20 protein-coding genes are annotated in these 20,278 nt (G+C 69.6%); 10 read left to right on the top strand and 10 right to left on the bottom strand.

What is annotated here, in order from left to right:
* Positions 1-74: 74 nt before the first annotated feature.
* Positions 75-611 carry an NADPH-dependent FMN reductase gene (locus tag ED92_RS13420; protein WP_037337581.1) on the bottom strand — a complete coding sequence of 179 codons (537 nt, stop codon included), beginning with the start codon at positions 609-611 and terminating at the stop codon, positions 75-77.
* A gap of 118 nt (positions 612-729) precedes the next feature.
* On the opposite strand from ED92_RS13420, the gene ED92_RS13425 reads away from it, so the two are divergent.
* The 6 genes from ED92_RS13425 to ED92_RS13450 are packed head-to-tail and all read left to right on the top strand — an operon-like array spanning position 730 to position 4,717.
* Positions 730-1,308: a transcriptional regulator gene (locus ED92_RS13425; protein WP_037337583.1), complete on the top strand. Its 579-nt coding sequence runs from the start codon at positions 730-732 to the stop codon at positions 1,306-1,308.
* A complete protein-coding gene (locus ED92_RS13430; RefSeq protein ID WP_037337585.1) occupies positions 1,305-2,555 on the top strand; it encodes an MFS transporter in 1,251 nt (416 codons plus the stop codon). The genes ED92_RS13425 and ED92_RS13430 overlap by 4 nt, the downstream gene beginning before the upstream one ends.
* Before the next feature lie 10 nt (positions 2,556-2,565).
* Positions 2,566-3,708, top strand: a complete 1,143-nt coding sequence (locus ED92_RS13435) for a Xaa-Pro peptidase family protein (RefSeq protein WP_037337587.1) — start codon at positions 2,566-2,568, stop codon at positions 3,706-3,708.
* Positions 3,705-4,157 (top strand): Lrp/AsnC family transcriptional regulator, encoded by a 453-nt coding sequence (locus tag ED92_RS13440; RefSeq protein ID WP_016334198.1) that lies wholly within the window; start codon positions 3,705-3,707, stop codon positions 4,155-4,157. Before ED92_RS13435 ends, ED92_RS13440 begins: the two co-directional genes overlap by 4 nt.
* Positions 4,158-4,203: 46 nt before the next feature.
* Positions 4,204-4,431: a hypothetical protein gene (locus tag ED92_RS13445; protein WP_007035425.1), complete on the top strand. Its 228-nt coding sequence runs from the start codon at positions 4,204-4,206 to the stop codon at positions 4,429-4,431.
* Complete coding sequence (locus ED92_RS13450; protein WP_005150941.1) at positions 4,418-4,717, top strand: hypothetical protein; 300 nt, start codon at positions 4,418-4,420, stop codon at positions 4,715-4,717. Before ED92_RS13445 ends, ED92_RS13450 begins: the two co-directional genes overlap by 14 nt.
* On the opposite strand, the gene ED92_RS13455 is transcribed toward ED92_RS13450, so the two are convergent.
* Positions 4,714-5,787 (bottom strand): GDSL-type esterase/lipase family protein, encoded by a 1,074-nt coding sequence (locus ED92_RS13455; protein WP_081975849.1) that lies wholly within the window; start codon positions 5,785-5,787, stop codon positions 4,714-4,716. The two genes, ED92_RS13450 and ED92_RS13455, sit on opposite strands and share 4 nt — an antisense overlap.
* Before the next feature lie 70 nt (positions 5,788-5,857).
* On the bottom strand, positions 5,858-6,760 hold the full coding sequence (locus ED92_RS13460; protein WP_037337589.1) for a LysR family transcriptional regulator: 903 nt from the start codon (positions 6,758-6,760) through the stop codon (positions 5,858-5,860).
* Between the two features lie 96 nt (positions 6,761-6,856).
* On the opposite strand from ED92_RS13460, the gene ED92_RS13465 reads away from it, so the two are divergent.
* Entirely contained in the window at positions 6,857-7,696 is an 840-nt protein-coding gene (locus ED92_RS13465; RefSeq protein WP_037337591.1) for an oxidoreductase, read from the top strand.
* Between the two features lies 1 nt (position 7,697).
* On the opposite strand, the gene ovoA is transcribed toward ED92_RS13465, so the two are convergent.
* Positions 7,698-9,968, bottom strand: a complete 2,271-nt coding sequence (gene ovoA, locus ED92_RS13470; RefSeq protein WP_037337592.1) for a 5-histidylcysteine sulfoxide synthase — start codon at positions 9,966-9,968, stop codon at positions 7,698-7,700.
* Between the two features lie 190 nt (positions 9,969-10,158).
* Between ovoA and ED92_RS13475 the strand changes: the two genes are divergently transcribed.
* Positions 10,159-11,445, top strand: a complete 1,287-nt coding sequence (locus tag ED92_RS13475; protein ID WP_235213261.1) for an ATP-grasp domain-containing protein — start codon at positions 10,159-10,161, stop codon at positions 11,443-11,445.
* Complete coding sequence (locus ED92_RS13480) at positions 11,442-12,653, top strand: MFS transporter (RefSeq protein WP_037337593.1); 1,212 nt, start codon at positions 11,442-11,444, stop codon at positions 12,651-12,653. The genes ED92_RS13475 and ED92_RS13480 overlap by 4 nt, the downstream gene beginning before the upstream one ends.
* Before the next feature lie 7 nt (positions 12,654-12,660).
* Here ED92_RS13480 and ED92_RS13485 read toward each other — a convergent pair whose 3' ends face one another.
* The 5 genes from ED92_RS13485 to ED92_RS13505 form a co-directional block, all read right to left on the bottom strand.
* Positions 12,661-13,287 carry a maleylpyruvate isomerase family mycothiol-dependent enzyme gene (locus tag ED92_RS13485; RefSeq protein ID WP_037337595.1) on the bottom strand — a complete coding sequence of 209 codons (627 nt, stop codon included), beginning with the start codon at positions 13,285-13,287 and terminating at the stop codon, positions 12,661-12,663.
* Between the two features lie 16 nt (positions 13,288-13,303).
* Complete coding sequence (locus ED92_RS13490; RefSeq protein WP_235213262.1) at positions 13,304-13,822, bottom strand: hypothetical protein; 519 nt, start codon at positions 13,820-13,822, stop codon at positions 13,304-13,306.
* 540 nt (positions 13,823-14,362) lie between these two features.
* On the bottom strand, positions 14,363-15,658 hold the full coding sequence (locus ED92_RS13495) for a M20/M25/M40 family metallo-hydrolase (protein WP_037337600.1): 1,296 nt from the start codon (positions 15,656-15,658) through the stop codon (positions 14,363-14,365).
* Positions 15,651-16,478 (bottom strand): M55 family metallopeptidase, encoded by an 828-nt coding sequence (locus ED92_RS13500; protein ID WP_037337603.1) that lies wholly within the window; start codon positions 16,476-16,478, stop codon positions 15,651-15,653. Before ED92_RS13500 ends, ED92_RS13495 begins: the two co-directional genes overlap by 8 nt.
* A 42-nt stretch (positions 16,479-16,520) precedes the next feature.
* Positions 16,521-17,117 carry a hypothetical protein gene (locus tag ED92_RS13505; RefSeq protein WP_235213263.1) on the bottom strand — a complete coding sequence of 199 codons (597 nt, stop codon included), beginning with the start codon at positions 17,115-17,117 and terminating at the stop codon, positions 16,521-16,523.
* 284 nt (positions 17,118-17,401) lie between these two features.
* On the opposite strand from ED92_RS13505, the gene abc-f reads away from it, so the two are divergent.
* Positions 17,402-19,024, top strand: a complete 1,623-nt coding sequence (gene abc-f / locus ED92_RS13510) for a ribosomal protection-like ABC-F family protein (protein WP_037337608.1) — start codon at positions 17,402-17,404, stop codon at positions 19,022-19,024.
* On the opposite strand, the gene ED92_RS13515 is transcribed toward abc-f, so the two are convergent.
* Positions 19,008-20,273, bottom strand: a complete 1,266-nt coding sequence (locus ED92_RS13515; RefSeq protein ID WP_081975780.1) for a family 1 glycosylhydrolase — start codon at positions 20,271-20,273, stop codon at positions 19,008-19,010. The two genes, abc-f and ED92_RS13515, sit on opposite strands and share 17 nt — an antisense overlap.
* Positions 20,274-20,278 lie beyond the last annotated feature (5 nt).

The following is a 20,278-nucleotide window of genomic DNA, read 5'->3' on the forward strand; positions in this document are numbered from 1 at the left end:
CGGACAGCGTGCCATGTTCCGCCCCGGATGTCCGTGAAGGACCCGACCCCCAGCCGAGTCCTCCACGGACCCCGTCAGGCCGCGTAGGGCCGCACCTGGCGTGCGTCGCGGAGGGCGTTGGCCCACCAGTTCAGCTGGTTCAGCAGCGTGGTGGCCGCGGCGGACGCGCCTTCGAAGTCGTCGTGCGCGCCGTCCGGGCCGAAGTGGTTCCAGGCGTACGGGAAGCTCACGGTCTCGCGGATGGTGGCGGCGTGGAGCTCGGCGAAGACCGGGCGCAGGTGCTCCACCGCGCGCAGGCCGCCCGAGATACCGCCGTAGGAAACGAAGGCGACCGGTTTGCCGTGCCATTCGGGGCCGGTGGCGTCGAGCGCGGTCTTGAGCGGGCCGGGGTAGCTGTGGTTGTACTCGGGGACGATCACGACGACGGCGTCCGCGCCGGCGACGCCGGGGGAGAGGTCGCCTGGGGCTTCGGCGAGGTCGATGACGGACAGGGTGACGTCGTCGCGCTGTTTGGCGCGGTCGAGGAACCAGTTCGCGACGACGGGGGCGAAGCGGCCCTCGCGGACGCTGCTGATCACGACGGTTAGCTGGTAAGGCGAGTTCGTTGTCATGGCACAGACCGTAAAACCTAGAGTTAAGTTGAAGTCAAACTCCAGAATCGCCGCATACTGGGAACTAATCGCAGAGAAGTCTTTGCAAAGAGTCCTCTGCGGTCGTAGGGTGTCGGGTATGGGGAAGACCGAGCGCTATCTCGCGCGGGTCGACGGCCGCATCTTGCGGGCGTTGTCGCATCCGTTGCGGGTCGAGATCCTGGAATTGCTGCGAGAGGACGGTCCGGCGACGGCGTCCGGGCTGGCGAAGCGGGTGGGGGAGAGTTCCGGGACCACGAGCTGGCATCTGCGCCAGCTGGCCGAATCCGGGCTGATCGCCGAGGACACCGAACGCGGCAGCAGGCGCGACAGGTGGTGGAAGGCGGTGCACGAAGGCGATCAGATGAGCGCCGCGGATTTCATCGACGATCCCGACTTGGCCGGTCCGCTCAACGCGTACGCGCACACCATGATCGAGCGGCGTTACGCCGCCGAATCGCAGTTCGTGGCCGAAGTGCGGGACTGGGCCGACGACTGGATCGACAAGGTCAACTTCCACGACTCGTCGCTCCCGCTGACGCCCGGCGAGGCGGCCGCGTTGAGCGACGAAATCCTCGAGGTGATCAGCCGCTATCGCCGTCCGGAGAAGGACGGCGACACCCCGGTCCGGGTGCATTGGGCCGCGTTCCCGAGGAAAACCCGGCCGGAGACGCCATGAGCCGGATGCCACTGGGTGCCCTGGTCGTGGCGTCGGGGTTCTCCTCGGCCGGGGTGATGATGACGTTGCTCGCGATTCCCTGGTTCGTCCTGCAGAGCACCGGGAGCGGCACCAAGACCGGCATCGTCACCGCGGCCGAGGTGCTGGGCCTGATGGTCGCCGCGTTGCTGGGCGGGCCGGTCGTGGACCGGGTCGGCACGCGCCGGGCCAGCGTCGGTGCGGATCTGCTGACCACCGTGACGGTGCTCCTGATCCCGCTCGCGACAGCCACCACCGGCCTCAGTCTGCCCGGACTCATCGCGTTGTCGTTCGTGATGGGTGTTTCCCGCGGCCCCGCCGACACGGCCAAGCAGGTGCTGCTTCCCGGCGTCGCCGAACTCGGCGATGTCCGCGTGAGCCGGGCGGCGAGTGCCGTCGAGGCGGCGATGAGGACCGGCAGGATGGTGGGCGGACCCGCCGCCGGCGCCTTGATCGCGCTGATCGGGCCCATTCCGGTCCTGTTCGTCGACGCGGGCACGCTCGTGCTGTCCTCGGCGCTGGTGTTCGCGCTCATCCCGGTCGCGGCCGGTCCGCCGAGGCCGCCATCGGGCGGCTATCTCAAGCAACTGCGCGAAGGACTGGGATACGTCAAACGCGACGCGGTGCTGCGGGCGATCGTCGGCATGCTGATGCTCACCAACAGCCTCGACTTCGGGCTGCTCGGCGTCCTGTATCCGGCTTACGGCGACCAAGTCCTGCACAGCACCGCGCTGATCGGGGCCATGATCACGGCGGTCGCGGTCGGCGCGCTCATCGGCTCGGCGCTCTACGGCTGGGCGGGCCACCGCCTTTCGCGGCGGACGGCGATCATCGTCGCCGTCGGTATCGAAGGCGCGCCGAGATTCGCCTTGCTCGCGCTGGAACCGGCACCGGCCGTCTTGCTCGCCGGTCTGGTGGTCGCCGGGATCGGGGCGGGCGCGCTCAATCCGATCCTGCTCCCCGTGGTGTACGAACGGGTTCCCGAAGCAGTCCGCGGCCGCGTGCTCAGCCTTCTCGTGGGCGGCGTGCTCGCCGCGATGCCGCTCGGTTCGATGGCGGCCGGGTTGCTGCTGGACGGGATCGGGCTCGTCGGCGCGCTCGCCGTGTTCGGTGGTCTGTACCTGATCGCCGGTACGTTCCCGGCGATCTTCCGGGTCTGGCGCGGACTCGACGATCCCGCCCCGATCGGGGGTGACCGGCCGGTGAGCCAAGGGGCGCGGACCGACTAGGCTCGCCATCATGTCGCGCCGTTCCCTTCACAACCCAGCCCCCGACGCCGCCAGCCTCCGCGCCCGCCTCGACCGGGCCCGCGCCGCGGCGGCCGCCGCCGACACCGACGCCCTGCTGATCGCACCCGGCTCGGACCTGCGCTACCTCATCGGCCAGGCCGGGGGCTCCTTCGAACGGCTGACCACGCTGGTGATCCCGGCCGACGGCGTTCCGGCGCTGGTCCTGCCGAAGCTGGAGGCGCCCGGCTACGCCGACGTCCCCGCCGACGAACTCGGCATCGAGATCGTCACCTGGGTCGACGGCGACAACGCCTACGAACTGGTCGCCGACCGGCTGGGCAAGCCCGGCCGCGTAGCGGTCAGCGACTTCACCCCGGCGCTGCACGTGCTCGCCTTCCGCGGCGCGCTCGGCGACGCCGACCAGACGCTGGCCGGGCCGATCGTGCGCGAACTGCGGATGCGCAAGGACGCGGCCGAGATCCAGGCGCTGCGCGACGCGGGAGCGGCGATCGACCGCGTGCACGCCCGCGTGCACGAATGGCTCCGCCCCGGCCGCACCGAGGCCGAGGTCGGCGCGGACATCACCGCCGCCATCGTCGAAGAGGGCCACACCCACGCCGACTTCGTGATCGTGGGCTCCGGCCCCAACGGCGCCAGCCCGCACCACGACGTCTCCGAGCGGGTGATCGAGCGCGGCGACGTCGTCGTGGTCGACATCGGCGGCCCGATCGCCGAGGGCTACAACTCCGACTCCACCCGCACATACGCGGTCGGCGAGCCGCGTGACGCCGACGTCGCCGAGACGTACGCCGTGCTGCAGCGCGCCCAGAAGGCCGCCGTCGACGCCGTCCGCCCCGGTGCCACCGCCGAGTCGATCGACGCCGCCGCGCGCGACATCATCGCCGAAGCGGGGTACGGCGAGTACTTCATCCACCGGACCGGTCACGGCATCGGCCTCGACGTGCACGAGGAGCCCTACATCATCAAGGGCAACGCGCTGCCGCTCGAGCCGGGCATGGCCTTCAGCGTCGAGCCCGGTATCTACCAGCCCGGCCGCTGGGGCGCCCGTATCGAGGACATCGTCGTGGTCACCGAGGACGGCGTCGAATCGGTCAACCAGCGCCCGCACGACCTGATCGTGCTCGACGCATGACCGGTTCCCTGGAGCCGCTGGACCAGGCCATCGTGCAGGAACTGGCCGCCGACGGGCGGCGCAGTTTCACCGATCTGGCCGAACGGGTCGGGCTTTCGGTGTCGGCGGTGCACCAGCGGGTGCGCCGTCTGGAGCAGCGCGGGGTGATCCTCGGCTACACGGCGCGGCTCGACGGCGAGCAGATCGGCCTGCCGCTCACGGCGCTGATTTCGCTGACGCCGAACGATCCGGCCGCGCCGGACGACTATCCGCAGCGTCTGGAGCACATCAAGGAGATCGAGTCCTGTTACTCGGTCGCCGGCGACGAGTCGTACATCCTCCTGGTCCGGGTGGCGTCGCCGCTCGGCCTGGAGGATCTGCTCCGCCGGATCCGCGAGTCCGCCAAGGTCTCGACCCGGACCACGGTGGTGCTGTCGACGCCGTTCGAGGGGCGCTCGCCCACCCTGTGAGACGAGATGACGGGTGGGCTTGCGCGGCGATGGTACGATAAAAGGTATGGCAACACGTAAGGTCACTCTCTCACTCGACAGTGGTGCGCTCGAGTTCGCCGAGCGGGCCGCGAAGGCACACGGGATCTCGGTCTCGTCGTGGTTGTCCAAAGCGGCCCGCAGGGAGGCCGTGCGCACCGGATACACCCCGCAGCGCGCCCCGGTCGAACCGTCCGCCGAATCGGACGAGGCCGAGCTGACCGCCGCGGAGAAGGATCTGCGTGCACAGGGGTGAAGTCTGGACGTACCACCCCCCGACCGAACCGGCACGGCAGCGCACCGTCGTCCTGCTGTCCTCGGACGGGGTGAACGAATCCGAGCGGCCGTGGCTGCTCGGCACCGAACTGCTGGACCGTGATCCGCAGGACATCCTCGGTGTCGCCGTCGACGCGCGGTACTGGGTCTCCACGCTGAACCTCACGCGCCTGTACCGGCCGTGGTTCGACGAGAAGATCGCGGAGATCGACCAAGAGGTCCAGGAGCGCATCGACATCGCGTTGCGCGCCGCTCTCGATCTCTAGCGAGCGACCACCTCGGGTGCCGCGTGCAGTTTGCCGTCGGGGCCCGAGAGGCACGACGCGTTGCCCGCGCGCGCGGCGAGGAACTCGTTGAGGCAGTTCGCGATCTGCGCGTGGCCGTTGGCGTTGGGGTGGAAGGACTCCTGCAGCGCGTGGCTCGCGCGGTCGACCTGGCCGAGGTCGCGCAACTGCAGCGTCAGCCTGCTGAACCACTCGTTCGCCGGTTCGCTGCTGCACGCCTCGTGCCCGGCTCCGGCTCGCGAGAGGTCGAGGAATCGCGCGCTGGTCGCCCTCGAGGCCTGTTTGAGCCCGTCCGACAGGACGGAGACGCCGTCACGGCGCATCCACTCCAGATCCTCGGTGCGGAACGGGCAGCCGTTCAGGCTGCGCAGCGCCTCCGGGATCTGCGGGCCGACAGGCGAGGCGTACGACATCAGCACGAGCTGATAGTCCGCCGGGACGTAACCCGCCTGCGCCAGCACCTTCTTGACGTCGGCGACCGCGTTGGTCACCTTCGGCACCATGGCGTCCACTTTGGACTTCCAGGTGGTGCGAAGCTCCGCGCTGCACGGCGGGTTCTGCGGCGAGAACCACGCCTTGAAACACTCGTTGACCTGAGCGGAGAACTTCGGCTCGTCGTTCGCGCCGACCGCGATCACCACCGCGGCGACCCGGTGATCCTTGATCAGGTTCGCGAGCTGTTGCGCCTGCGACGGCTCCGTCCACTGCTTGGCCTCGCCCAAGGCGATCTGCTCCGAGGGCGCTCCCGAACACGCGAGATTCACGCGCGCGGTGACGTCCGGGATCTTGATCTGCTCGACGAAGGCGTTGGGGGAGCGGTGACACCAGTTGCCGCCCTGCCCGTTGGTGGTGGGCGTGTAGTCGCCCGCGCCCTCACCGGAAACGGTGCTGTCGCCGATGGAGACGACCGTCAGCGGCCCCGTCCCCGGCGGCCCTTGGCGCGGGGACGGCTGCCCTGGGCGGCTTTCCGACCCGGTAAAGGCAATGAACCCGACGAGAACCACCACGAACGTGAGCGCGAGAGCACCCCACCACCACCGGAAACGTCGCATCGTCACCGGATTCTACGGACCCCTTGGCCCGAGAGGGTGATCATGGCGGTGTGACGGTCGCGATGCCCGGTCAGCCTGCCTCCGTCAGATCCGTTCCGGCCGCCAGCTCCGTCACGATGTCGAGCACACCGGGCAGCGCGGGTTTGTCGTTTTCCGGCGACCAGGCCACCACTGTCCGCGCGGTGTCGCCCGTCAGCGGGATGAACACCACGCCGCTCCGGCGCAGGCTGCGCGAAGACCGGGCCAGCCTGGTCACGCCGATCCCCGCGGCGACGAGGCCGAGCAGTCCTTGTACGGTCGCGGCCCGCTGGACGACGCGCGGCGTGAAGCCCGCGGCCTCGAATTCGTGGTCGTAGCGGCGATGCCAGGGCTCCCAGGAACTTCGTGGCGTGAGCACCCACGGCTCGTCCGCCAGGTCCGAGAGTTTCAGCTCGATGGCGGACGCGAGCCGGTGTCCCTCCGGGAGAACGGCGCAGACCTCCTCGGTGATCAGCGTGCGGGTCTCGAAGCCCTCGATCAGTGGAGGCCGGGTGAAGATCAGGTCGTAACGGCCGCTGCCGAGTCCGTCGACGAGCGGCGCGATCTGGGTGTCGTCGGTGGTGAGGGTGAGACCGGGGAGGCGCTCGCGGACGGCGCGCACCACCGGCGGGAGCAGATAGTTGGCCGTGGTGGTGAGGAAGCCGAGATGCAGCGTGCCGAGTTCGCCGCGTACCGCGCGGTCCAGTACCGCCAGCGCCTCGTCGTTGCGAGCCAGGACCGCTCGGGCCTCAGGCAGGAACAGCGAGCCGATTTCGGTGAGCCGGGTCCCGCGGCTGTCGCGCCGCAGCAGTGTCGCGCCGAGAACCCGTTCCAGCACGGTGATCTGCTGCGAAAGGGACTGCTGGGCGATGTGCAGGCGCCGCGCGGCCTTCGTGAAGCTCGCGTCCTCGGCGACGGCGACGAAATAGCGCAACTGCCGCAACTCGGGGGTCACAGGCTCTGACTGTAGCCGCACCAGGGAACCGGTGTTGGCGGGACGGGCGCGGCCTTCGCAGGATGGGGCGTAGGAACTTCACTGGAGGAAACAGGAATGACGAAGGAAACCGACGGCCGCGTCTGGCTGATCACCGGCTGCTCGTCCGGGTTCGGCAGGCATCTCGTGCTGGCCGCGCTCGACGCCGGTGACCGCGTGATGGCGACGGCGCGCCGTCCGGAGACGCTGGCCGAACTGGAAGAGCTGGGCCAGGGCCGGGTGCGCACCGCGGCGCTCGACGTCACCGACCCGGCACAGATCGAGGCCGCCGTGCAGGCGACACTCGCCGGGTTCGGCCGGATCGACGTCCTGGTCAACAACGCCGGCCACGGTTCGGTCGGCGCGGTCGAGGAACTGACCATGGCCGAGCTGCGGTCGCTGATGGACGTGATGTTCTTCGGCGCCGTCGAGGTGACGAAAGCCGTCTTGCCGCATCTTCGGGCGCGGGAAAGCGGTGCGATCGTGCAGATGAGCTCGATGGGCGGTCAGCAGAGCCCGCCCGGCTTCGGGGCTTACTGCTCGGCGAAGTTCGCGCTGGAGGCGATGTCGGAGTCTTTGGCGGCCGAAGTCGCACCGTTCGGCGTGAAGGTGCTGATCGTGGAGCCCGGCGCGTTCCGGACCGAGTTCGGCGGCAGCCGGTTGCACCGCTCCCGGGTGATCGACGCCTATCGCGAATCCACGGGCGAAATCCGGGATTTCGTCGAAGGGATGGACGGTTCGCAGCCCGGCGACCCGGCGAAGGCCGCCGCCGCGATCCTGAAGGTGCTGGACAGCGACGACGCTCCGCTCCGGCTCGCGCTCGGCGACGACGCTGTCGACGGGCTGCGTGCCACGCACGAGGCGAGGGCGGCGGAACTGGCCGCCTGGGAAGAGCTTAGCCGCTCCACCGCCCTCTGAATCAGCGTTTGCGCCAGACGGAGACCTCCAGGTCGGTGATCTCGTACCGGTGCCCGTCGGCCTTGGTCAGGCTCGGCTCCGTGCTTTCCGACAGCAGCTCGAACGCCTCACCGAGGACGTTCGCGAGCTCGACGGCCGACGCCCGGGGGAGCGCCACGAGCAGCAGCCCTCCGGCGCGCAGGAAAGTCTCCGGGCCGGCGAGCGGGCGCAGGTAGCCCGCCGCGCCGCCGAGCCGGTCGAAGGCGTCCGCCACGACCACGCCGTCGAACGTGCCGAGCGCGGCGGGTGGGCGCCCGGCCTCGGCGAGGGTGAAGGACACGTCGCCGTCCGGCGCGATCGACGGCCGCCGCGCGTGCGGCTCCCCGCGCCCCGGCACCCGGTATCCGACGTCCCAGCCCTCGGCCAGCCGTTTCGCCGTCGCGACGAACGTCGGCCGGTCGTCGAGGCCGACGACGTCGATCGGCCGCCCGGCCAGCGAGAACGCCAACCCGCCCGCCGCGGTGGCGAGATCGGCGACCCGCCGCAGTTCGACCCCGGCTTCGTCGGCGGCTTCGAAGAGCGTCCTGGCCAGCCGCTCCGGATGGCCGACGGTCGCGGCCAGCGGATGACCGGCCCGGCCGAAGACCTGTTCGGCGGCGCCGTACTGGCTGAGCAGGGCCTGGTCGAGCTCCGTTCGGGCCTCACCGTCCAGAGTGGACTCCGGCGCGACGACCAGCCGGATTCCCGCCTGCTGCAGGAAATGCGGCCGGTAGAAGTGTCGCGCCCAGATACTGCCCAGCTCGCCGGTGCTGATGTAGGCGCCGCCCAGGATGAGCTGATGCTGACCGCCGTAACTGGGTACCGAGAAGTCCTCGTAGTAAGGATGCGGGGTGAAACCTTCGAGCGGGTTGAAGGTGTCCTCGCTCCATGCCCACAGGTTGCCGCCGGCGTCGTGCAGGCCCTGCGACGTCGTCGGCGAGTGGTCGACGGGGCCTTCCGAACCCCAGGCCAGACCCAGGTTGATGCCGGTCTCCCGCAGCTGTGCGCCGTCGAGCCGCATGACGACGTCGTCCGCGACGCCAGGACGTTCCGGAAGGTCGCGCAGCAGGAAGTACTCCGCTTCGGTCGGCAGCCGGTACTCCCGTCCGTCCTTTTCGGACCGCCAGGCGGCGAAGGCCTTGGCCTCGTGGTAGTTCACCACCACCGGCCAGTCCCACGGCATGTCGATCTCGTCGAACAGCGTCCGCAGCCGGAACGCGTGCAGGCCGGTCGGCCCGGTGGGCACCCAGAACCGCGGCCACTTGGTGTTGCGGAAACGACGCCACGCCTCGCCTTCCGCCGACCACAACTCCGGCCGCCGGTAGCCGCCGTCGGCGACGAAACCGTGGAACTCGCCGTTGCTCACCAGACAGCGGGCCGCTTCGAAGTCCGGCAGCTCTTGACGGCGTGAACCGTAGGCGCTGTCCCACCCGTAGGACGGGAAGGAATGCGGTTTGCCGAGCCGGGCCGTGCGGCCGGGCACGGTGACGGTTCCGTTGGCGGGCACGGAACCCTGTTCGGGCTTACCGGTCTCGGTGGTGCGCCGCAGCGGCGACGGCGCGGGCCACGCGGCGGGCCGCTCCACCAGGCTCGACCGCATCTCACGGACCAGCACCGAACTGGTCTCCAGATGGATGCGGTCGTGCTCGATCGCCAGCAGCAGGGCCCAGGCCTGGTCGTCCATCGTCACCGGACGCCCGAGATCCGGGGCGAACGGGGTGCTCTCGATGATGCCGACGACCGTCCGGTACACCTCGGCGCGGTAGTCCTTCACTTCCGAAACCGACGGCCACACCATGTCGTTCTTCGACATGTCGTCCCACGAGTTCTCGTCGACGCCCATTTCCAGGACGTGCTCGAGATAGGCGTCGATCGGCGCGTCCAGCAGTCCGGAGACCCGCAGCTTGTTGACGTACAGCGCGGTCGTATGCCCGTAATAGAAGATCATCGGGTGCCGCAGGTTGTGGTCCGGCGGGCGGTAGAACGCTTCCGCGCCCTTCAACCCGGCGAAGAGGACCTCGTGCAGCGTCCACGCGTTGTCGAAGTAGTCCAGCACCTCTTCGCGGCTGCAGACGGAGAGGTCGGGCAGCGGCAGCGCTCGGATCTCGCCGGATTCGGCCACGCCAGGGCAGCGGCCGGGTTCGGGACGGACCCCGGTGTACCACCACTGTGGATCGCGGGCTCCGTTCAGCCGCTCGTCGGAGTGCTTTACCGCGTTTCTCTCCCAAGGTTCCAAGGTGGACGTCGACGTCATGTGACCTCACTTCGGTTCTGGGGCACTGGGGGCGGGTGCCGAAAACCGTCGCATCTTCGAAAAGGTCATTTCCTCTCCATTCGTGCGCTGAATCGCCCGCCGGAAGAAGCCCGGCACGGGAGCGCAAGCGTGGAGATGCCCGGTGATCGCGGTGCTGGGACCGTCGGTGTTCCGATCCACCGGTTGAGAGGTGAACCTCTTGTCGACGAAGCCCTGTGTCGTGCTCGTGGACACCTACGAAACGGCCGACCACGGGTTGCCGCAGACCGCCCGGCACATCGCGCCGACGTTCTTGGCGCTGGGCGCGGAGTGCGTGCGCGTGCAGAGCGCGCCCGACGCACCGGGGCAGTACCGGAATTCCGCACCCACCATGAGCAACTATCGCGAGAACATCGTCCACGACGGCGACCTCGCGAAGACCGTGGACGCGCTGGCGGCGCACCGGCCGGTCGCGGTCGTGGCAGGCGGCGAGTACGCCGTCGCGTTCACCGACGAGCTCAGCGAGGCGCTGGGAGTGCCGTCGAACGGAACCGCGCTTTCCCTCGCCAGGCGCGACAAGGCCGCCATGGGCGAGGCCGTCGCCGCGGCTGACCTGCCCGTCGCGCGGCAGCTCTCGACCTCCGACGAGGCCGAACTCGCCGCATGGCACCGGCAGGTCGGCGGGCGGATCGTCGTCAAACCGAACCGCAGCGCCGGCGGCGACGGTGTGTCCTTTTGCGACACTCCGGAGCGCTCCGTCGAGGCGCTGCGCACGATCACCGGCCGCCAGAACGTGTTCTCCGAGGACAACGACCTCGTCATCGCGCAGGAATACCTCGCGGGCACCGAGTACATGATCAACACGGTCAGCATGGACGGCCTGCACCAGGTGTGCGACATCTGGAAGACCTCGCGTTTCGCCATCAACGGCGTGTCCGACCTGCTCGGTGCCTGCCAGATCGTGCCGAGGCGCGGACCGGGCCACGACGAACTGGTGAACTACGCGTTCGCGGTGCTCGACGCGCTCGGTATCCGGCACGGCGCCGCGCACGTCGAGGTCAAGCGGACCCCACAGGGCCCGCGCCTGATCGAGGTGGGGGCCCGCCTCTCGGGCGGCGACCTGCCGCATCTGGCGCGGCTCGCGATCGGCGAGTCGCAGCTGGACTGGATGGCGGACGCGGTGCTGCGGCCGGAGCGGTTCCGCGAACGGTGGGGCGAGGACTACCGGATCCGGCGGCATTACGCCTGGTCCGCGCTGCTCTCGCCGGTCGAAGGCACGCTCCGCCGGTACACGGTGCTCGACGAGATCGAGCGGCTGGAGAGTTTCCACGAGATGTTCGTGCTGACCCGGCCGGGGAAACCGTTGCGCCGCACCGTCGACGACACGACGTTCCCGGTGGTGGTCACGTTCATGCACGAGATCGAGGAGTACGTCCAGCGAGATCTCGGCACGCTGCGGTATCTCGACGGCGTGGGCTGCTACGAGCTCGAACCATGACGGCGCCGGGGTTCCTGCGGACCCGGCTCGGCGGGCTGCCGAAATCGTTCTGGGTGCTGTGGACGGGCACGCTCGTCAACCGGCTCGGCACGATGGTCCTCCCGTTCCTGGCGCTGTACCTGACCAGTGAACGTGGCCTTTCGGTGGCGACGGCGGGAACCGTGCTGGCGCTGCTCGGCATCGGCCAGGTGTTCTCGCAGCTGATCGGCGGCATGCTGGCCGACCGCATCGGCAGGCGGGCGACGCTGACCGGCGGCATGCTCGCCACCGGCGCGATCATGCTGGTGCTGGGGTACGTCGAACGGCTCGAACTGATCGCGGTGGCCGCGCTGCTGCTCGGGCTGGCGCTCGACGTGTTCCGTCCGGCCACCCAGTCGATCGTGGCGGATCTGGTACCCGGCGCCGATCGCACCCGGGCTTTCGGGCTGCTCCTGTGGGCGATCAACCTCGGCTTCTCGATCGCGATGGTGCTGGGCGGCACGTTGGCCCGCGCGGGATTCACGACGCTGTTCTGGGTCGACGCGGCGACGTGCGTGCTGTTCGGGCTGCTGGTGTGGCGGGCGGTGCCGGAGACCCGCGGTGGGGGCGGACCCAGGGAGCGCGGCGGCTTCACCGTCGTGCTGCGCGACCGGGTCATGGCCGGGCTGATGCTGGTCTCGCTGGTGGTCGCGTTCGTGTTCCTGCAGAGCCTGGCCACGTTGCCGCTGGCGATGCGCGAGGACGGTCTTTCCCCGGCGGGGTACGGGCTGGTGATGGCGGTGAACGGGATCGTCATCGTGGTCGTGCAGCCGCTGGTGGGGCATCGGCTGGGCCGGTGGGATCCGTCGCGGGTGCTCACGTTCGGGATCCTGTTGACGGGCCTGGGTTTCGGGGCCACCGCCTTCGCGTCGACGACACCGGCGTACGCGGCGTGCGCGGTGTTCTGGACCCTCGGCGAGATCGTCATCCAGTCGGTGGGCGTGGCCATCGTGGCCGAGCTCGCCCCTCCGCATCTGCGTGGCCGGTACAACGGCGCGTACGGCACGGCGGCGGGCCTCGCCGCGTTCGTCGCCCCGCTCGGCGGCACCCAGCTGCTGGTACTGGGCGCGCCCGTGTTGTGGACCGTCTGCCTGGGCTTGTGCCTGGCCGCGGCCGTCGGCCAGCTGCTGCTCGGCAACGCGGTCCGGCGCCGGATGGCCACCACGGTTCCCGTCGCGGTCGTCGGCTGACCGCGGCTCAACCGTCCATTCTGGACGCGAGGATCGCCGCGCCGGGACCGGAAAGTTCGTCCAACGCCACGTCCCGGCCGGCGATCGACAGCAGGACCGCCTCGCCGGGGCCGCGCACCTCCGGCCCGGATCCGGCCGACCAGTCCAGGTCCGTGGCGACGAGCCGGAGTCCGCGTGCGCGCTTGCCCGCCTTGACCGGCGGCGCGTAGCGGGCGAAAGCCAGTGCGTGACGCAGTCTCTCCGGCGGCACCTCGCGAGGAAACCCGAGGGGACGCCGGATGTCCTGGTGATGGAGCAGCCCGTCGAGCAACGCCACCCGTCCGCCGAACGCCGACGTCAGGCCGCGCGGTTCGAGGTGTCGCTCGATCCTCGCGATCAGCTCCTCCGGTGTCCTGTCCGGCTTCCGCGCGACGCCGAGCGCGTTCATCCGGTTCAGCCGCAGCCCGCCGCGGACGGCCTGGCCGGCGAGATCGCGGAAACGCTGGGCGTCGTAGTCGACGACGTGCGCGACCACCTCGCGAACCGTCCACTCCGAACACAGGGTCGGCGCGTCCCAGTGGCGAGGGGACAGCGTTCGGAGGAACGCGGCGAAATCCGCCCGCTCGTCCCTGGCGAGTCGCGCGACCGTTTTCATCGGCGGCCTCCTGTGGTCATTCGTAGTCGAGCCACCCGCAAACGTAGTAGTTCGTGTCCTCGTTCCGCTCGACGTACCAGGAATAGACGACGTCACCCGCGAGTCTGCCGGTGCGCGCGTTCCGCTGGGTGACCTTGGCCTGGACCGTCACGAACTCCTGTCCCGACGGGACGGAGTACGGCAGCATCTCCCAGCGCTCGACGTAATGCCCGTGGAGTTCGAAGCCGAGCAGCGTCGACCGCAGGCGCGGGCAGGTTCCGCTGCGCAGGGCGGTCATGTCGTGATTGGCCAGCCCGTTCATGTAGACCTGGAAGACGCGGTCGATCGCGGCGGGTTCGAGGCCCGGAGCGGAGGACGTGGACGACGTTGTCGGTGCCGACGTCGTCACGGTCACGGTGTGCGGCTCTGGCGGGGGAGACGTTTCGGGTGGGAGGTCGGAACGGGAGATCGGGAAGCCGCCGCGGCACGCGGAGAGCGCGATGGCGAGGCCGATCAGGAGCACGCACGCGCGGGCGCGCGAAGTCGAAGGTCTCACGGTCGCGACGCTAAGCGGCCTTCATGAAATTCGAATGAAAAGCTCCGTGGGGCGGGCCAAGTACGTGAAGGCCCCCTTCCTTGCGCCTGGATCTCGGAACGGGGCAAAGGTCGGGTGGCGTGCATAGGCGGGGTCCACAAAGGACACAAGTTGGCAGGTAGGTGTCCGTTTGATGCGTATAGGTGCGGTTTTCGAGGGGGTCGTGAGTGATAAAGAGCGTTAGAACGCTCTTTATCACTCACGACCCCCTCGGGAAACGCCCGAATCGGGCACGATCATCCCGAAAGTGTCCCCCATGGACGTCAGGTCACCTGGCAAGCCCTTCTGCCGCCCGCTTGACCAGTGGATAGACCACTTTGCCGGGGCCCAGGCGCCAGGCGCAAGGAAGGGGTCCTTCACGCGCGGCCGTTGTGACTGCTGGTCTTCATAGGGCTCGTGTGGCGCCACACCAGGCCGTGAAGGCCTCCTTGAGAGACCCAGAGTCTCTCAAGGAGGCCTTCACGGCCTGGCGACCAAGGCGGCCAGGTACCGAGCTGCGGCTCAGCAGTTCTCCAGGAAGTACCGCAGCACCCGCGTGCCGAACCTCAGTCCCTCCACCGGGACCCGCTCGTCCACGCCGTGCGCCATCGCCCGGTACGGGAAGCCTTCCGGCAGCAGCAGAGGCGCGAAGCCGTAGCAGTCGATCCCGAGGGGGCTGAACGCCTTCGCGTCCGTTCCGCCGCCCATGCAGTACGGGACGACGACGGCTTCGGGGTCCTCCGAACGCAGAGCGTCGGCCATCGCGTCGAACCACGGCGAATCGACCGGCGCCTGGACCGGCGGCTGGTGCGCGACGAACTCGCGGGTGACGCCTTCGCCGAGCATCGCGTCGATCTCGGCGAGCAGCTCCGGCTCGGCGCCAGGCAGGACGCGGACATCCACCTGCGCCTCGGCCGAAGTCGGGATCACGTTCACCTTGTAGCCGGCGTCGAGCATGGTCGGCGTCGTGCTGTTGCGGACCGTCGGCACCACGAGTGCCCCGGCGGGCCCGAGCCGCGCGATCGTTCCGTCCACATCGGACAGATCGACCGAGACGCCGAGCGCTTCCCCGGTGCGTTCGAGGAAGGCCTGGACGGTCGGGGTCAGCTGGACCGGCCAGCGGTGCGCGGCGATCTTGCCGAGCGCGGTGACCAGCCGGGTGACCGCGTTCTCGTCGTTGGGCCGCGAGCCGTGTCCCGCGCGGCCCTTGGCGGTCAGGCGTAGGTGCGCGGTGCCGCGCTCGGCCGTCGCGACCGGATAGAGGCGCACGATCCGGCCGTCGGCGGCGGGGATGTGGTAGGTGTACGCGCCCGATTCGCTGATCGCGGCCGCGCAGCCGTCGAACAGGTCCCGGTGCGCCGCGGCGAGCCAGTGCGCGCCGTACTCGCCCTTGTCTTCCTCGTCGGCCACGAACGCCAGGACGATGTCCCGCCGCGGCCGGACTCCGGTGGCGAGGGCGGCGAGCACCATCGCGCAGAAGTCCTTCATGTCGACGGCGCCGCGGCCCCAGAGGAACCCGTCGCGGATCTCGCCGGAGAACGGGTCCACCGACCAGTCGGCGGCGTCCGCCGGGACGACGTCGAGATGCCCCTGCACGAGCAGCGCGGGCAGGCTCGGATCGGTGCCAGGGACCCGGGCGATCACGTTCGCGCGGCGGGGCGCGGACTCGATGATCTTCGAGTCGATCCCGAGCCCCGACAGCAGCGATGCCACGTACTCGGCGGCCTCACGCTCGCCCTCGGAGTCCCCGTTGCCCCGGTTCGTGGTGTCGAACCGGATCAACCGAGAACAGACCTCGACTACATCAAGCTCAGCCATAGATACCCTGCACCGCCCCTGCCGCGATCGCCGTGACGATCTTGAACGCCTTCATCGCTTCGGTCATGTCCGGCGCGTCGAAGCCGACCCGCCGCACGCCGATCTGTTCCACCGTCGGGATCACCGCAGCGGCCTGCGCGAGATGGCTCGCGTCGAACTCGACCTCGATCCGGTGCGGAGTGGTGTACCGCTCGACCCGGCCCGCCCGGTTCATCGAGTCCGCCGCCGCCGACGACAGCAGTTCGGCCGTCCTGGCGGGTGGCAGGCAGATCGCGGCGTAGCGGCTGACGCACTCCTTCACCGTGACCAGTTCGGCTTCGGGCGCGTAGTCCTGCGCGTCGTCGCAGGCCTTGTCGTCACCGGAGACGACCAGCACCGGGACGCCGTACTCGGCGGCCATCGCCGCGTTGAGCCTGCCTTCGCTGGCGGGGACGTCGTCGAGCCACACGCCGGTGATCTGGTTCTCCAGGTACGTGTGGGACAGGACGCCGTCGAAACCCGCGCCGGCGTGGTAGCCGAGGAAGACGACGCCGTCCACGCCGCTGTCGATCCCCTGCATCATCGAGAGCGGCTTGTGCCTGCCGGTGAGCATGCGCGCCCGGCCGTCGAGGTCTTCGAGCAGCAGGTTCCGTTGCGAGGAATGCGCCTCGTTGACCAGCACGTCGGTGGCGCCGGAATCGAACAGGCCCGCGATGGTGGCGTTGACGTCGCCGGTGAACAGGCGGCGGAATCGTTGCCACTGCTCGGTGCCGGGGATGACGTCGTCGGTCCAGGTGACGCCGGTGGCGCCCTCCATGTCCGCCGAGATCATGATGCGCATGCGGGGCACCCTAGCCGAGGCTCTTTGCCCCCGCCGCCGGGATCAGGGCCAGGAACCGGAACGCGGGTAGGCCGCCCAAGCGCGCTCCCAGGCCGCGGCCCGCTGCCGGTCGAGCACCAGCCGGACGACCCGCTGCACCAGGACCAGCCCGGCGACCACCGCGAACCAGAGCCACAGGCCGACGAGCACGGAATCGAACACGGCCGTCGACGCGTTCCTCGGGGCGGTGGTGAGTTCACCGCGGGCGTCGATCCAGATCGGCATGGCCGATCCGGCGGGGCTGCCCGGCGCCGCGAGGACGCCACCGGTGTGCCGGGCGCCGCGCGAGTCGGTCCAGGTCGCCTCGGTGGTGGAGGTGTCGGTCCCGACGCTCTCGCTGTCGACGATGCGCACGGGCGCCGCCTCCAGCAGGTACGCGGTGGCGGGTGTGCGTCCGGTCGAGTCGGCGGCGGCCGCGGCGACCTGCCTGCCGTGGTTGGCCGAGCCGACGGCGGCCGCGACCGGGATGGCGAGCACCGCCGCGAGGATCACGAGCTTGAGGAGGAGGGCTTCGAACCGGTCGGAGCCACGAGCCAGCGAATTGTGACCAGGGAAGAGCCGTCGCCGGAAGCGGGCGATCGGACCACTGGACCCGTGCACGAGGAACCCCATTCCCTCAGACCGCGAAATACCTCCGTCGTCGATTCTCGTTCACCGGGGCGCCGCTGTCGCGGTATGGGGACACAGACCACTCTGTGAACCCGTACACAACCTTTTATTCGTTTTGCCCGTCCGGGTTCTCCCGCTACCGTCTTCGGCATGGGGATTTTCTTCACTCTGTGATTCTCGCCTTCGACGCGGCCCTGGCGTAGAGCCTTCGCTCCGCCGGGTCGCGTCCTTCCTCGTCTGCTCTTCTTCCCCGCGAGAATCAGGAGGACGCCCCTGTGCGTACCCCGCATCGAAATCCCGGAACACAACTCGTGCTCTCCGGTGTCACCAAACGCTTCGACGACCACGTCGTGCTCGACCAGATCTCCTTCACCGTCAAACCGGGGGAGAAGGTGGGCGTCATCGGCGACAACGGCTCGGGCAAGTCGACCCTGCTCAGGCTGATCGCCGGCCGCGACCGGGCGGACAACGGCACCGTGACCGTCACCGCGCCCGGAGGCGTCGGCTATCTCCCGCAGACGCTGGACCTGCCCGCCACCGCCACGGTCGGCGACGCGATCGACCTCGCGCTGGCCGACATCCGGGAGCTCGAATCCCGGCTGCGGACGGCGGAAAAGTCGCTCGAAACCGCCGAAGACCTGGCCGCGTACGGCGACCTCATGACCGCGTACGAAGCCCGCGGCGGTTACGAGGCCGACGCCAGGGTGGAGGTCGCCCTGCACGGGCTCGGACAGCCCGGCCTCGATCGCGGCCGCACGCTGGGGAGCCTGTCCGGCGGCCAGCGCTCCCGGCTGGCGCTCGCTGCCACCCTGGCCGCGTCGCCCGAACTGCTGTTGCTGGACGAGCCGACCAACGATCTCGACGACGACGCCGTCGCCTGGCTGGAGAATTATCTCCGCGGGCATCGCGGCCGGATCGTCGCGATCACGCACGACCGGACGTTCCTCAGCCGGGTCACCACGACGATCCTCGAGGTCGACGCCGACCGTCGTTCCGTGCAGCGGCACGGCGACGGGTACTCGGGTTACCTCGCGGCGAAGGAGGCCGCTCGGGCCCGATGGGTCCGCGAATACGAGGAGTGGCGGCTGGAGAAGTCCCGCTACGAACGGATGGCGGACGTCAACATCGACCGGTTCTCGGCGATCCCGCGCAAGGCCCCGGCTGCCTTCAGCGGGGCGGGCGCGTTCCGGGCCCGCTCCCGGGCGCACGGGGCGATGAGCCGGATCCGGTCGGCCGGCGAGCGGATCCAGCGGCTGGAGACGAACCCGGTCCCGCGTCCGCCGGAGCCGCTCCGCTTCACCGCGCGGATCGCCGCGGGGGAGACGGAGGCCGGTCAGTACGTGGTGAAGGCGGACGACGTGTCGGTCGACGGCCGTCTGCCGCGGACGTCGCTCAGCGTGCTGCCCGGCGAACGGATCCTCGTGACCGGTCCCAACGGGGCGGGCAAGACGACCTTGATGCGGGTGCTCGCCGGTGAGCTCGCGCCGTCGACGGGATCGGCGGAGCGGGCGGGCCGGGTCGGGTTCCTGCACCAGAACGGCGGGCTGGCCGCCGACGCGCGGACCGTCCTGACGGTCTTCGCCGGAAACGGCGACGAGGACGAGGCGGCCGAGCGGTTGCTGTCGCTGGGGCTGTTCCGGGCGCCGGATCTGCGCAAACCGGTGCGGGAGCTGTCCATCGGGCAGCGGCGCAGGCTGGAACTGGCCGGATTGGTGACGGCCAGGACCGACCTGCTGCTGCTCGACGAGCCGACCAACCATCTCTCCCCGGATCTGGTCGAGGAGATGGAGCAGGCGCTCGCGACGTACGCCGGCGCGCTCGTGGTCGTCACCCACGACCGCCGGATGCGGCGGACGTTCGAGGGCAGGCGGCTGGAACTGGTCACTTCAGCGGCGTGAGCGGTCCGTCCACTTTGGCCGGGTTGAGGCAACTGTTCAGCCCGTCCACGAGCGAGCAGAGTCCGGGCCCGCGCTTGAGCCGGTAGCCCTGCGGTACGCCGCCCGCGGTCACCAGATCCTGGTACGCGGGAACGGCGTCCGTGGGGCGCCGGGTCAGCGCGGGATCGGCGAGGGCGTCCACTGTGTACAGTCCGAATCGGGCGCGGTAGCTGCCCCATTCGTAGTTGTCGGTGAGGCTCCAGTAGTTGTAGCCGATGAGGTTCATCCCGTCGGCCTTCGCCCGCTGGAGCCAGTACACGGTGTCGCGTACGTGATCGCCGCGCGTGTAGTCCGCGTCGCGGAGCTTTCCGTTGTCGGTCGCCATGCCGTTCTCGACGATGTAGAGCGGCATGCGCGGGAAGCGGTTGTGGTAGCTGCGCAGCGCGTAGTAGATGCCTTCTGGCTGGAGTTTCACGTCCCAGAACTTGTCGCTGGCGGCGGCGAACACCGTCCAGTTGTCGATGCTGAGGCCGTAGTAGTAGTCGATGCCGATGAAGTCGAGCTTGTCCTTGACCTGGTCGAGGAAGAACCAGTCGGCCATTCCGTTGACCCCGGTGATGTAGGCCTGATTGCTGGTGACCTTCGAGGTCGGGTCGAGTTCGTGGATGAGGTCGTAGGCCCGGCGGTGCGCCTGGACGACGTTGGACTGCGCCGCGAAGTACCGCGTGGCGTCCAGGGCGCCGACCTTCTGCTCGTTCCGGAGGAAGATGAGCGGCTCGTTGAACGTCACCCAGAGGACATCCTGCCCGGCGTAGCGCTGGACGATCTTCCGGCTGAACTCCAGCCACGCGTCGGCTGTCCGCGTCTCGGCCCAGCCGCCCTGGTCGAGCGCCCAGCCCGGGTAGACCCAGTGGTTGAGCGTGATCATCGGCGTCATGCCCGCGGCGCGGACCTGCCGGAACACGTCGTCGTAGAAGGCCAGTTCGGTCTCGTCCCACCGGCCGGGCGAGGGTTCGACGCGAGCCCATTCGACACCGAAGCGGTAGGTGTTGACGCCGAGACCGGCGGCGAGACGGATGTCGTCGGCGTAGCGGTGCCGGAAGTATACGGAGTCGCGGTACTCGTCGACGCCGTCCTTGCCGGCGGAGCGGTCCACGAACCGCTTCCAGTTGCTGTCCGGGGCGTGGCCCTCGGATTGGTAACCCGACGACGCGACACCCCAGTAGAAGTCCCGGGACCAGTCGTCATCCTGCGATGCGGACGCGTTCACGGCAG

The sequence above is a fragment of the Amycolatopsis sp. MJM2582 genome (assembly GCF_000754115.1).
GTDB lineage: Bacteria > Actinomycetota > Actinomycetes > Mycobacteriales > Pseudonocardiaceae > Amycolatopsis > Amycolatopsis japonica.